This is a genomic window from Hymenobacter sp. (assembly GCF_031398885.1).
Lineage (GTDB): Bacteria > Bacteroidota > Bacteroidia > Cytophagales > Hymenobacteraceae > Hymenobacter.
Window position 1 is genome coordinate 51,811 of sequence record NZ_JANNOD010000091.1, and the last position, 15,192, is coordinate 67,002.

Genomic DNA, 15,192 nt, shown 5'->3' on the forward strand with positions numbered 1-15,192 from the left:
CCATCAAATCTGACCCGTTAAATCCATTCCATTGATGTACTTATTGCACAAGTTATTTGAAGTATTCGGGCGCCGCGTGCTGCTGCTGGGGCTGCTGGCGCTGGCAATGGCGGGCCACTCCTGCAAAGAGGACGTGCCCGGGCCGCCCGATACGCCCCCGGTGGTGCCCCCGGTCACGCCCGCGGCGGGGCCCGTGGTGGCCCCGGCCGACGCGGTGGTGTACGAAGCTTTCGTGCGCGACTTCAGCGCGGCCGGCACGTTCGACGGGATGCTGCCGCGGCTGGACTCGATAAAAAGCCTGGGCGCCAACGTGCTCTGGCTGATGCCCATTCACCCCATCGGGCAGGTGAAGCGGGTGGGCTCGGTGGGCTCGCCCTACGCCGTGCGCGACTACCTGGCCGCGAACCCCGACCTGGGTGACCTGGCCGCGTTCGACCGGCTGGTGGTCGCCGCCCACCAGCGCAACCTGACCGTGATTCTGGACTGGGTGGCCAACCACACTGCCTGGGACCACGCCTGGATTCAGCAGCACAAGGACTGGTACACGCAGAACGCGGCGGGCGTCATTCAAACGCCTGTGCCCGAGTGGCAGGACGTGGCCGACCTCAACTACGACCGGCCCGAGCTGCGCCGCGAGATGATTCGGGCCATGCGCTTCTGGGTGCAGCGCCACGGCGTGGACGGCTTCCGCTGCGACGCGGCGGACATGGTGCCCGATTCGTTCTGGAAAGAAGCTATCGACTCGCTGCAGCGGGTGCGGCCCAACCTGTTTCTGCTGGCCGAGGGCGGCAAGGCCAGCCACCTGGCCTCGGGCTTCAAGTTGAACTTCGGCTGGGATTTTTACGACGCGCTCAAGCAAGTCTTCAACCAGCGGGCCGGCGTGCCGACCCTGACGGCCTCCCACACCCGCGAGCAGCAGGGCGCGCCGGCCGGCCGCTACCGCCTGCGCTTCACCACCAACCACGACTTCAGCTTCACCGAGGGCCCGGCGCCGGAAATATTCGGCAGCCCCGCGGCGGCCGAGGCGGCCTACGTGGCCACGCTGGCCTACGGCGCCACGCCGCTCATCTACAACGGGCAGGAGGCCGGCGACCCGGCCCGGCTGAGCCTGTTCGAGAAGCAGACCATCAGCTGGACCGCCCGGCCAGCCACCACCGCGTTCTACCGCCGCGTGCTCCGGCTCTACCACGAGCTGCCCGCCCTGCGCACCGGCACCATCACCGCCGGCACCTCGCCCGATGTGGTGACCGTGCTCCGGGCCACGGGCCCGCAGCGGGTGGCCGTGCTGGTGAACGTGCGCGCCCAGCCCGTCACCCTCGCCGTGCCCGCCGCCTGGCCGGCCACTTCCTGGACCAACGCCCTCACCGGGCAGCCCGTCGCCAACTCTCCCACGCTCACGCTGCCGGCCCACGGCTACGCCATCTGGCGTTCGCAGTGACCTCACCCCCCGGCCCCCTCTCCAAAAAAGAGGGGGAGCCTGACGAACAGTACCGAAATCGTCAGGCTCCCCTCTCCACGGGAGATGGGCCGGGGGTGAGGTTCGCCGATGGCAATTTTTGCTGAAACAGTGCTTTCGCAGCTTCATTTTGAAGCCTGGCAGCCACGCCTTTGCCCGCGCTTCAGCGCCCTTGCCCGCCTTCATTTTTCACCAAAATCCCACCGCTATGAAAAAATCAGTTGCCAAAGTACTGGGGGCCGTGTGCGTGCTGCTGAGCACGGGCGCGGGCGCCGCGCACGCCGCGGACGTTGTATTCAACGTGAATTTGCAGTACCGGATTCAGCAGGGGCAGTTCACGGCCGGCACCGACGAGGTGCGCGTGCTGGGTAGCTTCTCGGGCACCGGCATTGTGCTGACGGACCCCGACGGGGACCGCACCTACTCCGCCACCGTGCCCAACGCGGGCGCGGCCGATGCCCAGCTTACCTACAACTACCGCATCACGCAGGGCGGCACGCCGACCAACGAAACGGTGGCCGCCCGCAAGTACGTGGTGCAGCCGACCAACGCCGCCAACGTGCTCACCGACTGGTTCAATGACCAGTTGCCGCCGTATCCCTACGCCCGGTTCTTCGCCTCGACCACGAAAGCCATTCCGGGGGAAGTGGTGCGCTTTAATGACAGCTCGGAGGGCGGCGCGGCCACCGGCTGGAGCTGGACGTTTCAGGGCGGCAACCCGGCTACTTCCTCGGCCCAGAACCCGACCAGCACCTGGGGCGCGCCCGGCACTTACACCGTGAACCTGACGGCCACCAACGCCAGCGGCAGCACCGTGGCCAAAACCCTGACCGTGACCGTGACGACCGTGGACGCGGCCCTGGGCTGGTGGAACGACGCGGTGTTCTACCAGATTTACCCGCGCAGCTACTTCGACACCAACGGCAACGGCATCGGCGACCTGCCGGGCATGACCCAGAAGCTCGACTACCTAAACGACGGCAACGCGGCCACGACCACCGACCTGGGCGTGACGGCCTTGTACGTGATGCCGGTGCACGACGCCTCGGAGCCCTTCTTCGGCGGCTACCAGGTGAAGGACTACAAGAGCATCATCGGCGAAATCGGGACCCAGGCCGATTTTGACCAGTTCGTGGCCGCCGCCCACGCCCGCGGCATGAAGGTGATTCTGGACATGGTGTTCAACCACTCGTCCGACGAGCATCCCTGGTTTCAGAGTTCGCGGCAGGGCGCGGGGGGCAAGTACGATGACTACTACGTGTTCCGGGCCACCAACCCCGGCTCGGCCTGGCGCACGAATGCCGTCGGCCACAGCGATGCGAACTTCAACAACTACTGGGGCAAGTACGGCACCAAAACCCCCGACCTGAACTTCAACAGCCGCTCGGTGCGCAACACCATCAAGGACGTGAGCAGCTACTGGCTGGGCCGCGGCGTGGACGGCTTCCGGCTCGACGCGCCCATGTTCCTCTACGAGCGGGGCGACGCCGTGAGCCTGAGCGACCAGCGCAGCCTGCCCGCCACCTACGCCTACTGGCGCGAGTGGCGCAACCACATCAAGGCCGCCAACCCCGACGCCTTTTCGGTGGGCGAAACCTGGCTTTTTGACCCCAACTCGCCCGTGGTGTCGACGGCGGCGGAGGCGTCCAAGTACGTTTATCAGGGCTTCGATATCGGCTTTCAGTTCGACATCGCCTACGGGATGCAGTACGCGCTGAACAGCGAGAGCAAGGCCGCGCTGCAAACTCCGGTGGAGGAGTCGATGGCCTTCTATCCCTTCCTGCAGTTCGGCACGTTCGTCTCGAACCACGACCTGTACCTGGCCGGCGGCAACTACAAGGCCCTGCGCCTCAAGGCCCGGCTCACCAACAATCAGGATGCTAAGCTTAAAGTGGCCGCGGCCTGGCTGCTGACGGCGCCCGGCGTGCCCTTCGTGTACTACGGCGACGAGGTGGGCGGCGGCGGCAACAACGCCTACGCCCGCGACCCCATGCGCTGGACCAACGGCGCCAACGGCGGCTTTACCACCGGCAACCCCTGGGAGCCGGCCGGCGACTTCGCCGCCTACAACGTGCAGAGCCAGCAGGGCGTGGCCGGCTCGTTCCTGACCTTGTACAAGGACCTGATTCGCATCCGCAAGGCCGAGGCCTCGCTGCGGCGCGGCGGCTACAAATCGGTGAGCACCACCTCGAACGGCGTGTACGCCTACATGCGGACCTACGGCTCGGAGGTGACGTTCGTGGTGCTGAACCTGGCCGCGGCGGCCCAGAACAACGTGGCGCTGTCGGTGAGCGGCACAGCCATTCCGGGCGGCAGCTACGGGCTGAACAACTTGCTGAACGCCGCCCAGACGGCCGGCGCCGTCACGGTGAGCGGCGGCAATATCTCCGGCTGGGTGCCCTTCGCCAGCATTCCGGCCAACGGCTTCTACGTGCTGAAGCTGAACAACGGCCCGGCCGGCCCCAACGCCGCCCCCACCCTCGACGCCGTGGCCAACCAGACCCTCAACATCGAGGACGGCAGCCGGGCCGTGGGCCTGACGGGCATCTCGGACGGCAACTTCTGTTCGCAGACGGTGGCCGTGGCTGCCACCCGCGCCACGGCCACGGTGCTGGGCGCACCGAGCGTGGCCTACGCCTCGTGCAACGCCACCGGTACGCTCACCCTCGCGCCGCTGGCCGTGGGCACCTCGGCCGTGACGGTGACCGTGACCGACAACGGCGGCACCGCCAACGGGGGCGTCAACACGTTCAGCCGCAGCTTCACGGCCACAGTGACGGATATTCCGAAAGCGCCTACCGGCTTGAATCTGAGCCAGGCCAGCCCGACTTCGGCGGCCGTGAGCTGGACCGACAACTCGGGCCGCGAGAGCGGCTACCGCATCTACTGGTCCACGGGCGGCGCCAAGCCGGCCACGCCCAACTTCACCACCGCGGCCAACGCCACGAGCTACCTCGCCACCGGCCTGAGCACCCAAACCACCTACAACTTCTGGGTGGAAGCCGCCGGTGCCAACGGCACCAGCCCGGCCCTCACCGGCACCCTGGCCCTGACGCTGCCCAACCTGGCGCTGAACAAGGCCGCCTCGGCTTCCAGCTTCGAGACCTTTAACGGCACGCCCTACACGCCCAGCTTGGCCGTCGATGGCATCGACAATTCCTTTAGCAGCCGCTGGTCCACCGCGCCCTCGGCCAATGCCGACCAGGTGGAGTGGCTGAAGGTGGACCTGGGCGCCAGCTACGCGCTGAGCCGGGTGCGCGTGTCGTGGGAGAATGCCAACGCCGACTCCTACTACATCATGGCGTCGAACAGCAACATTGCGCCCGACCCCAACAACGCCGCCTGGGCCAAGCTCAACCTCACTGGCAAGCCCAACCAGGCCCGCGTCGACGACCAAGCCGTGGCCCTCACTGGGCGCTACCTGGCCATCTACTGCTACCGCAAGGCGCAGCCCTACGGCTATAGCATTTATGAATTGCAGGCGTTCGGCACGCCGGCCAGCGGCAACCAGGCCCCCAGCGCCAATGCCGGGCCGGACCAGAGCCTGGCCGCCGGTACCACCAGCAGCACCCTCACCGCCGCCGGCTCCGCCGACCCCGAGGGCAGCCCGCTAACCTACAGTTGGACCAAGCTCAGCGGTCCGGCCGCCACCATCGCCAACGCCACCACCGCCACGCCCACCGTGAGCGGGCTGACCAACGGCAGCACCTACGTGTTCCAACTATCCGTGAGCGACGGCTCGCTCTCGGCCACCGACCAAGTGCAGGTGACGGTGGCCGCGCCGCCGGTCAACCAAGCCCCCGTGGCCAATGCCGGCCCCGACCAAAGCCTAGCTGCCGGCACCACCTCGGCCACGCTCACGGCCGCTGCCAGCTCCGACCCCGAGGGCAGCCCACTAACCTACGCCTGGACCAAGCTCAGCGGCCCGGCCGCCACCATCGCCAACGCCACCACCGCCACGCCCACGGTGAGCGGGCTGACCAACGGCAGCACTTACGTGTTCCAGGTAGCGGTGAGCGACGGCTCCTTATCAGCCACCGACCAGGTGCAGGTGAGCGTGGCCACGGCCACGGGCGTCACGTCCTACTACATCGTCAACCGCTGGAAGGGCACCTACCTCTACGACGACAATCAGCAGGTGAAATACGCCGCCGCTAACACCGGCACCGCCTACCGCTGGACACTGGAGAGCTTCAACGGCAACCAGCGCATCCGCAACCTGGGCACCGGGCGCTACCTGAACGTAGAGGGCCAATTGGCCTTTGTCGAAAGCACCACCCTGCCCGATTATTTCACCAGCGGCCAGTGGGTGCTGGAGCCCTACGACGGCTTCACCCGCATCCGCAACGTGTGGAAGGGCACCTACGTGAACGTCGAAAACCAGACCGGCTTCGCCCAGTGCTACGCCGTGGACGCCTCGTTCTACAGCGGGCACTGGACCTTCCAGGCCGTGCCCGGGGGCCGCAGCACGCTGGCCACCAACGGCGCGGCCACGAAAGCTCCGCTCGTGGTGTACCCCAACCCCATCAGCCGGGGCGAGCTCACGCTGCTGCTGCCCACCGGGGCGCCCACCGCTCGGCTGCGGCTGCTGGATGGGCAGGGCCGCCTGGTGCTCGACCGCGCCGCCCCCGTGGCTGGCGGCCAGGCCCGCCTCGACGTGACCGGCCTGGCCACGGGCCTCTACCTGCTGCAAGCCACGGCCGGCGGCACCACCCACACCGCCAAAGTAGCCATTGAGTAAGCCCGCGGGCCGGGCGGCCTGGTGGTCGCCCGGCCCGCTTTGCTAGTATTTTTTCACCGCCCGCACGGGCATTTTTTCACTCACCCATTCCTCCCTTTTTTATGAAAAAAATTCTTACCCTGGCCGTGGCTACCACGCTAGTCACCGGCCTGAGCGCCCAGGCGCAAATCACCCTGGACGGGACCATCAACGCCAACGAAATCGGCACCGGCGCCGGCAAGTACGTGTCGCTGGGCGCGTTCACCACGCCGCACGTCGGCAACGCGGGATTCGGCTTCTTCGGCCTACTGCGGATGTACGGGGCCAACACGGGCACGAAGCTGTACGTGGGCCTGGCGGGCTCCATCGAGCCCGGCGGCAACAATTTCCAGCTCTACCTGGACCTGCCCGGCCGCACCGGCGTGCCCGTCGGCACTGAGCTGCCCGCCATTCCGACCACCGCCACCGTGTTCGGCACTGACCCGGTCGACCCCAACAAGCGCATTGGCGGCACCAAGATGGAAATGGAAGTGGACGCCGCCATTGCCCTCACGGGCAGCGGCGACGTGCAAGCGGCGGTGTACACCTCGGCCACGGCCGGCGTGGCCAAATCCGTCGGGGGCGGGGCCGCCGTGCCGGCCGACGGCAGCGCCAACCCCATTCCGGCCACCGAAACCACCGGCGCCTACGCCCCGTTTGCGGGCACCCGGGTGGCCTACCTCGGGCCGACCGGCAACATCACCACCAACCCGGGCAACGCCAATGCCGGCGGAGCCGGCTCACTGGCCGTGGAATTCGAATTTGACCGGGCGGCGCTGGGCCTGCCCACGGGCGCGTCCATCGTGCGCCTGCTGGCGGCTTACGTCAGCGGCGACTACTTCTGGTCGTCGGACGTGATTCCCGAGGTGCCCGGCAACGGCAACACCAACCTGGGTTTTAAGCCCGACTTCACGGCCCTGGCTGGCACGCAGGCGGCTTCCTTCAGCGTGGTGCTGGCTACCCGGGCGGCCGACGAGGCCGTGGTGGCCATGAGCGTGTTTCCGAACCCAACGCAGGGACAATCCACCGTTTCCTACCGCGTGCTCGGCCCCAATCAGCCCGTGGCCGTGACGGTGACGGATTTGGTGGGCCGCAACGCGCGCACGCTGCTCAACCAGCCCCAGGCCGCGGGCATTCACGAGCTGACCGTGAACACCGGCGACCTGGCCGCTGGCACGTATCTGGTGAAGGTGCGGGTGGGCGACCGGGTTGCCATCCGCAAGCTGGTACTCAACTAATCTTTTTTGCATCGAACGGCCCCTGGGTGCTCCTCGCGGAGACGGCCCGGGGGCCATTCTTTTTCGGCCCCCGGGCCAGAATTTATCCCCCCTTGCTGCTATGAATAAATTGGTAGTTGCGCTGCTGCTGGCGGCGCTCTTCGCCGGCCCGGCCCGCGGGCAGGCGGCCCGTCCGGCGCTGGCCCCGGTGAAAGTAACCCACCCGGCCTGGGTGCTGCGCGGCAACGTGTACGAGGTGAACGTGCGCCAGTACACGCCCGAGGGCACGCTCAACGCCTTCGCCCGGCACCTCGACCGGCTCAAGGCCATGGGCGTTGAAACGCTGTGGTTCATGCCCCTGAGCCCCATCAGCCAGGTGGGGCGCAAGGGCAGCCTGGGCAGCTACTACGCCGTGGCGGACTACGCGAAAATCAACCCGGAATTTGGCACCCTGGCCGATTGGAACCGGCTGGTAGCGGCCATTCACGCCCGCGGCATGCGCGTGCTCATCGACTGGGTGCCCAACCACACCGGGGCCGACCACCCCTGGCTGGCCCGGCACCCCGACTTTTTCGTCAAGGACCCGGCCGGCCAACCCGCCGTGGCTTTCGACTGGGCCGACGTGCGCCAGCTCGACTACCGCAACCCGGTGATGCAGGACAGCATGATTGCCGCCATGCGCTACTGGGTGACGCAAACGAACATCGACGGCTTCCGTGTCGACGTGGCCTGGAACGTGCCCGAGACGTTCTGGCGCAAGTGCATTCCGCAGCTCAGGCAGGGCAAAGACCTATTTATGCTGGCCGAGGGCGACAGCGCCTACCTGCCCCGCAGCGGCTTCGACGCGGTGTACCCTTGGCACATGTTTCATGAAATGGAGAAAGTGGCCCGCGGCCAGCGCCCGGCCACGGTGCTCGACAGCATTTACCAGGAGCAGCGCCGCCGCTACCTGCCCGCCACGCTGCAACTTTATTTCACCAGCAACCACGACGAAAACAGCTGGAACAAAGCCGACTTTGGCACCTTTCCGGGCGCGGTGCACGCCCCGTTCGCCGTGTTCAGCCAGACCATGGCCGGCAGCTTGCCCCTCATCTACAGCGGGCAAGAGGAGCCGACGCTGCGGGCGCTGCAGTTTTTCGACAAGGACCCCATCGGCTTCGGCCAGTACCAGCGGGCAGCCTTTTACCAAACCCTGCTGGACTTGCGCCAGCGCAGCCCGGCCCTGGCGGCCGACGCCGGCTTTCGCAAAGTGCGCGTGGGCGACGAGCGCGCCGTGTACGCCTACGTGCGCGAGAAAGCCGGCCACAAAGTGCTGGTATTATTGAACTTGTCGGCCCAGGCGCAAACGGTGGCCGTGCCGGACAAAACGCTGCTGGGTAGCCCGCGCAACGTATTCACCGGCCAGGCCGAAAAAATAACGAGCCAGCCCCGGCTGCTGGCGCCCTGGGCCTACGCGGTGTACGAGTACGCCAAGTAGCGCGTGACACCCTCGCGCCTTGTTTTAAATAGGCCTGCCGGGCCGCCGACCCTGGCCATCCGGCTATTCACCAGCTATTCAGTAAGTGCGCCCAGCGCGCCGCCCAGCGCGGCCGTATCAGTATCAGCGGCGCTGAAAGCGGCGGGCACGGGTGGTTTGGGCAGAGACGTAGGTGGGCGAGGGGCGGCTATCCGCCCCACTGCGCCGGAAGGACGTGCGTAACGGCAGGCCCGCCGGGGGCGCGGGGTGCCATAGTCTCCCACTAAGCTTTTTGCGCTGTTTGTGGATAGATTGCGGCTTGCAGCTGCGCTGCAAAGCTCAGCGCTTCAGGAAGCACCGGCGCTGCCTGGCGCCTTTGTGGGATTAGCAGCCACCGGCGCCAATACCGCCCAATGGTACGTACTTGCGCGGTAGTACTCTTCTCACCTTCCCACTCATGCGGAAACTTCTTTTCACGGCGCTACTGGCCTTGTTGGCCAAGAGCGCTACCGGGCAGGCGCTGCCGCCCTCGCCCCGGCAACTGTACCCCGGCCTGTTCGAAGCCGTGCAGCTGGGCCGGGTGTACCCCGACGGCAAGACCTTCGTGGACGCCTTGCCCAAGGCCCCGGCGGGCACCATCCGGGCGGCCTATCAGGCGCAGCACACCCAGGCTGATTTCGACCTGCAGACGTTTGCGCGCACTTACTTCGACGCGCCCGTGGCGGGCACCGACACCTACCGCAGCAACGTGGCCGCCGGCCTGCGCGCCCACCTCGACACGCTGTGGACGGTGCTGCAGCGCCGGCCCGACGCCGAGGCCGCGCCCGAAACCTCGCTGCTGCCGCTGCCCCGCCCGTACCTGGTGCCGGGCGGTCGCTTCCGCGAGGTGTACTACTGGGACTCGTACTTCACCATGCTGGGCCTGGTGGAAGCGCGCCGCGTGGGCCTGGTGCGCGACATGGTCGACAACTTCGCCTACCTCGTCAACCGCTACGGCTTCATCCCGAACGGCAACCGCACCTACTACCTCACCCGCTCGCAGCCGCCCTTCTTCGCCCGCATGGTGGAGCTGCTGGCCAAGGCCCAAGGCGACAGCGTGCGCGCCCGCTACCAGGCCCCGCTACTGCGCGAATACCGCTACTGGATGGCCGGCGCCGACGCCCTAAAGCCCGGCACGGCCGCCGGCCCGGTGGTGCGCCTGCCCGCCGGCGAGGTCCTGAACCGCTACTGGGACGCCAGCGACCAGCCCCGCGAAGAATCCTACGCCGAAGACGTGGCCGCCGCCAAGCTCAGCAAGCAGCCACCCGCGCAATTCTACCGCCACGTGCGTGCCGCCGCCGCCTCGGGCTGGGACTTCAGCAGCCGCTGGTTTGGGCCGGCCGGCACGCTGGGCACCATCCACACCACCGACCTCGTGGCCGTGGACCTCAATTGTTTGCTCTACGGTCTGGAGCAAACCCTGGCCCGCGGCTACGAGCGCCAGGGCAAAGCCGAACTGGCCAAGGCGTTTTGGCAAAAAGCGGCCAGCCGCCGCCAGGCCATCCTGCGCTACTGCTGGGACGCCCCCACCGGCTGGTTCGCGGACTATAACTGGCGGCAGCAGCGCCGCTCCGCACAGCGCACCCTGGCGGCGGTGTACCCGCTGACCACGGGCGTGGCCACGGCCGCCCAGGCCCGGCAGGTGGCCGCCGGCCTGCGGCGCGACTTCCTGCGCCCCGGCGGGCTGGTCACCGCCCTGCCCCGCAGCGGCCAGCAGTGGGACGCCCCCAACGCCTGGGCCCCGCTGCAGTGGATGGCCATCGCGGGCCTTACGCGCTACAACCAGCTTACCCTGGCCGACACCGTGGCCCGGCGCTGGACGGCGCTGAACGGCCGCGTGTTCACCCAAACCGGCAAGCTGCTGGAGAAATACGACGTGGTGAACCCCAACGCTGCGGCCGGCGGCGGCGAGTACCCGCTGCAGGACGGCTTCGGCTGGACCAACGGCGTGCTGCTCTGGCTGCTGAACCGCTACCCGGAAGCGAAGCAGTAGCTCCGGCCGGTCAATTGGTTGAAGCGGTTGCCGAGTCCGTGCACCCGTCGTAGAGAAGCATATTTTCGTCTAGTCGTTGAACGTCACCAGTGAATTGTGCAAGCGCGAGTTGTTCAACGACGAGACGCAAATATGCGTCTCTACCCCGCCCTCCCACGGTTTCACCGCGCCGTGGAATACGTTTTCTGCTGGGTGCCCACGCCGGTAATTTTCACCGACTTCCAGCCGGTGGGCAGGGTGCTTTTGGTTTGCGTGATGCCGGTGGGCGTGATGTTGAGCCCGCCGAAGCCCATGAGCACGGCTTGCAGCACGCCGCCCGCGCCGGTGGCGAAGTAGGGGTTGGTGCCGCCCTTGGTTTCGGCGATGACGCGGAAGGGCGGGAGCAGGTTGGGCTCGTAGGCATCCTTGAACCAGAGCTTGGCCTTGTCGGCGTCGCCGAGGCGGGCGTAGAGCAGCGCGAAAATGGCCTGGGTCATGGCCGGCGTGCCTTCGGTGGGCACCCGGGTTTCGTAGTAGGCCAGGTCCTTCTTGATTTGGGCGGGCGCCGTGATGACGTTCAGTGGGTAGGCCAGCAGGTTCACGTCGCCCTGCTTGATGCCCTCGCCCTTGTAGGTGGCGTGCTCCCGGGTCACGCCGTCGGCCATTTTCAGGATGGGAATGTTCTGGGCCACGTGCAGCCAGTCGGGGTTGGCGCGCAGGCCGAGGAGCTTGGCGGCGGCCGTGGCGTTCTGCAGGTTCACCTGGGCGGCGGCGTTGGTGAAGGCGTCGTTGTCGATGTTCTCGGCCCACTCGTCGGCGGCCACCACGTTCCTGATGTCGTAGCGGCCGGGGCCGTTGCGCTCCACCCGGCTGGCCCAGAAGTCGGCGGTGGCGGCCAGCATGGGGTAGCCTTTCTCGCGCAGCCAGGTCCGGTCCTGGCTCACGCAGTAGTACTGCCAGGCGGCCAGCGCCACGCAGGCCGAAATGTGATGCTCAAACGGGCCGCTCAGCGCCCAGACGGGGGTTTCCTCCACGCCGGTGTCGGCGCTTTCCCAGGGGTACATGGCGCCCTGGTAGCCGTGGGCGAAGGCGTTGCGCCGGGCCGGCTCCAGGCGCTGATAGCGGTACTCCACCAGCGACTTGGCAATGTCCGGGTGCAGCACCAGCAGGGCCGGGAACATCCACACGTCGGTGTCCCAGAACACGTGGCCGTTGTAGCCCAGGCCCGACAAGCCCATGGGCGAAGGCGAGAAGTCGGTGCCCGCCCGCGAGAAGCTGTAGAGGTGGTACAACATGCTGTGCACGTCCTGCTGGGCCTGCTGAGCCGAGGCGTCGCCCGCAATCTGGATGTCGCTTTTCCACAAATCAGCCCAGGCCTTGTGGTGAAACGCCAGCAGCCGCTCCTTGCCTTCGAGCCGGGCGAAGATGGTCATGCGCTCGGCTTCGTTCAGCGGGTCGGCGTGGTGGGCCGAGGTGATGGACGAGCCCGCCACCGCGTAGCTGTAGGTCTGCCCGGCCTTGAGGGCCTTGCTGAATTTCATCAGGTGCATGTTGTTGTCCCACATCTCGTGGATGACCTTGGGCTCCTGCCCGTGCCCTTCGCCAAACAAAAACGTAGTGGACGCGCACAGCTGCATCTTGCCTGTGGGGCTCCGGGCCGACGACGTGAGCAGACTCAGCGTGACGTGCGGCCGGTCGATTTCGTTGTAGTAGTTCTGCGCGTCGCGCAGCGCATCGGGGGCTTCCATCACGCTGGCGGCGCCCAGGGCCACGTCCTTCTTGGCGGTGATGGCCACGTCGAGCAGCACCGTGAAGGGCAGGTGGCGCAGGGCGTAGTACGTGTAGCTAATGGTGGCCTTGTCGGCGTAGTCAAACGTGGTGGTGAGGGCGGCCCGCTGCATGTCTAGCTCCTGGCGGAAGTTGGTGGCGTCCCGGGCCGAGAGGCGGCGGCCGTCCACTTCCAGGTACATATTCAGCAGGTTGAAGCTGTTCAAGAAATTGCTCACCCGGCCCCGGCCGTACTGGTCGTAGGCCCCGGCCAGCACCACGCTCTTCACCTTGAACGGCTCGGGCGACGACACAATGCCCAGCATCCCGTTGGCCACCGTCACGCCGTAGTAGTTGTTGGGGTCAATCCGGTCGGCGCTGATGCGCCAGGGGTCGGGCGCCTGGGCGGCGGCGGGGCATGAGGAGGCCAAGAGGAATAAGGCGCCAAGGAAGGGAAGAAGCGAGGATTTCAAGGAAGGCATTGTGGGAAGGGAATAGGTCGTTCGGCCGGGTGGCCTCACCCCCCGGCCCCCTCTCCGCTGGAGAGGGGGAGCCACGGAGGCGCGGGTGCAATCAGGTGTTTGAGTCTGCCATGTGGCAAAAGAAAGTCGTTCGGCTCCCCCTCTCCGCTCGGAGAGGGAGCCGGGGGGTGAGGCCACTCGGCTGAACATTGCTCAGCGCAGCGGCAGCACCAGCGCCTGCCAGGGCCGCAGGGCCAGCGTCGCGGCCGGGCTGAAGGTCGGATAGTTGTTGAGCCAGGGCGCGCCGCCCAGCGCCAGGCCGGCGGGCAGCGCCCAGGCGTGCTTTTCAGAAGTAAAGTTGAGCACGACCAGCGCCTTCTCCGCGCCCAGCGTGCGGGTGTAGGCGTAGATGTGCGGATTGGCCGCGTCGAGCAGTTGGTACTGGCCGTGCACCAGCACCGGGCGCTGGCGGCGCAGGGCCGTGGCCCGGCGGAAGTGGTTCAGCACCGAAGCGGAGTCCCAGTCCTGGGCGGCCGCGTTGATGACGGGATAGTTCGGGTTCAGCTTGAGCCAGGGCGTGCCGGTGGTGAAGCCGGCCTGGGCCGCGGCCGTCCACGGGAAGGGCGTGCGGCCGTTGTCGCGGGCCGTGCGCTTGGCCTGGGCCAGAAAGGCGGTGAGGTCGCCGCCCCGGTTCTTCACCCGCTGGTAGCCGTTGCGGGTTTCCACGTCGCGGTAGTCCGTGATGTGGTCGAAGCGGATGTTGCTCATGCCCAGCTCGTCGCCGTAGTAGCAGTAGGGCGTGCCGCGCATGGTCAGCACGAAGGTGTTGAGCAGCTTGGCCGCGGGCGCCCGAAACGCCGGCCGGTCGTCGCCAAACTTGCTCAGCATCCGGGGCTGGTCGTGGTTGGCCAGGTAAATCGACAGCCAGCCCTTCCGGGCAAAGGCGCTGTCCCAGCGGGTGTAGATGCGCTTAAAATCGGTGAGCCGGTAGCCGTCCGGGCCCCGGCCGATGGCCATGCCCTCGAAGTGGTAGGCCATGTTCAGCTCCCGGCGGGCGGGGTCCACGAACAGCATGGCGTCGGCGGGGCCGGTGCCGGCGCCCTCGGCCACGGTCATCACGTTGTAGTGGCGCAGCACCTCGCGGTTCATCTCCTGGAGGTAGTCGTGCAGGTGCGGGCCGTTGCCGTAGTATTTGATGATGTTCTTCTCGTAGCCGGCGGGCAGCGGCGGAAACGTGCGGTCCTTGGAGGCAAACTGAAACGCATCCAGCCGAAAGCCGTCGATGCCTTTGTCGAGCCAGAAGCGCATCATGGCGTAAATCTCCTGGCGCAGCTTGGGGTTCTCCCAGTTCAGGTCGGGCTGCTTGCGCGAGAAGTAGTGCAGGTAGTAGCTGTTGGTAGCGGCGTCGTAGCGCCAGGCGTCGCTGTTCACGTCGAAGAAGCTCCAGCGGGGCGGGGGCTTGCCTTTTTCGGCGGGCCACCAGTGGTAGTAGTCGCGGTAGGGGCTGGTGCGCGAGCTGCGCGCCGACTTAAACCAGGCGTGCTCGTCGCTGCTGTGGTTCACCACCAGGTCCATCACCAGCTTGATGCCGCGCTGGTGCAGCCCTTTCAGCAGCGCATCGAAGTCGGCCATGGTGCCGAAAGCGGGCTGAATGCGGCGGTAGTCGGAAATGTCGTAGCCGCTGTCGTCGTTGGGCGAGGCGTAGATGGGGTTGAGCCACACCGTGCCCACGCCCAAACTTTTGAGGTAGTCGAGCCGGGCGATGATGCCGCGCAGGTCGCCCTCGCCGTCCCCGTCGCTGTCCTGGAAGCTGCGCGGGTAGAGCTGGTACACCACGGTTTCCTTCCACCAGCCCGGCTGCTTGGCCAGGGCGGCGGTGTCGGGGGCGGCCACCGCGCTGGCAGTCGTCGCCGTTTCGGTGGTGGCGGTCTGGTTACACGCCGCGGCCAGGCCGGCCAGCAGCAGCAGGGCAAGTCGAAAAGTATTCGCCGTTCTCATCAGTGTCTGGGGAACCGGGCCGCACGCAAACAGGCCGCTGGCCGCTGCCGACGGGCAGCAACCAACG

The 15,192-nt window shown here is 67.1% G+C and carries 7 protein-coding genes; 5 read left to right on the plus strand and 2 right to left on the minus strand.

The window, feature by feature from the left end:
- The first annotated feature begins 34 nt into the window (after positions 1-34).
- The 5 genes from RMO51_RS17295 to treF all read left to right on the plus strand — a co-directional run bounded on the left by RMO51_RS17295 (position 35) and on the right by treF (position 10,920).
- On the plus strand, positions 35-1,438 hold the full coding sequence (locus RMO51_RS17295) for an alpha-amylase family glycosyl hydrolase (protein WP_310396787.1): 1,404 nt from the start codon (positions 35-37) through the stop codon (positions 1,436-1,438).
- A gap of 226 nt (positions 1,439-1,664) precedes the next feature.
- Positions 1,665-6,197, plus strand: a complete 4,533-nt coding sequence (locus RMO51_RS17300) for an alpha-amylase family glycosyl hydrolase (protein WP_310396723.1) — start codon at positions 1,665-1,667, stop codon at positions 6,195-6,197.
- 101 nt (positions 6,198-6,298) lie between these two features.
- Positions 6,299-7,453, plus strand: coding sequence for a T9SS type A sorting domain-containing protein (locus RMO51_RS17305; protein ID WP_310396724.1), 1,155 nt, complete (start codon positions 6,299-6,301; stop codon positions 7,451-7,453).
- A gap of 100 nt (positions 7,454-7,553) precedes the next feature.
- Positions 7,554-8,909 (plus strand): alpha-amylase family glycosyl hydrolase, encoded by a 1,356-nt coding sequence (locus RMO51_RS17310; protein ID WP_310396726.1) that lies wholly within the window; start codon positions 7,554-7,556, stop codon positions 8,907-8,909.
- Positions 8,910-9,345: 436 nt separating this feature from the next.
- Positions 9,346-10,920, plus strand: coding sequence for an alpha,alpha-trehalase TreF (gene treF, locus RMO51_RS17315; protein ID WP_310396727.1), 1,575 nt, complete (start codon positions 9,346-9,348; stop codon positions 10,918-10,920).
- Between the two features lie 161 nt (positions 10,921-11,081).
- Here treF and RMO51_RS17320 read toward each other — a convergent pair whose 3' ends face one another.
- The gene (locus RMO51_RS17320; RefSeq protein ID WP_310396729.1) at positions 11,082-13,148 is read right to left on the minus strand and encodes a glycoside hydrolase family 65 protein; all 2,067 of its coding nucleotides are present in this window, start codon (positions 13,146-13,148) and stop codon (positions 11,082-11,084) included.
- 192 nt (positions 13,149-13,340) lie between these two features.
- Positions 13,341-15,125 carry an alpha-glucosidase gene (locus RMO51_RS17325; protein WP_310396731.1) on the minus strand — a complete coding sequence of 595 codons (1,785 nt, stop codon included), beginning with the start codon at positions 15,123-15,125 and terminating at the stop codon, positions 13,341-13,343.
- Positions 15,126-15,192 lie beyond the last annotated feature (67 nt).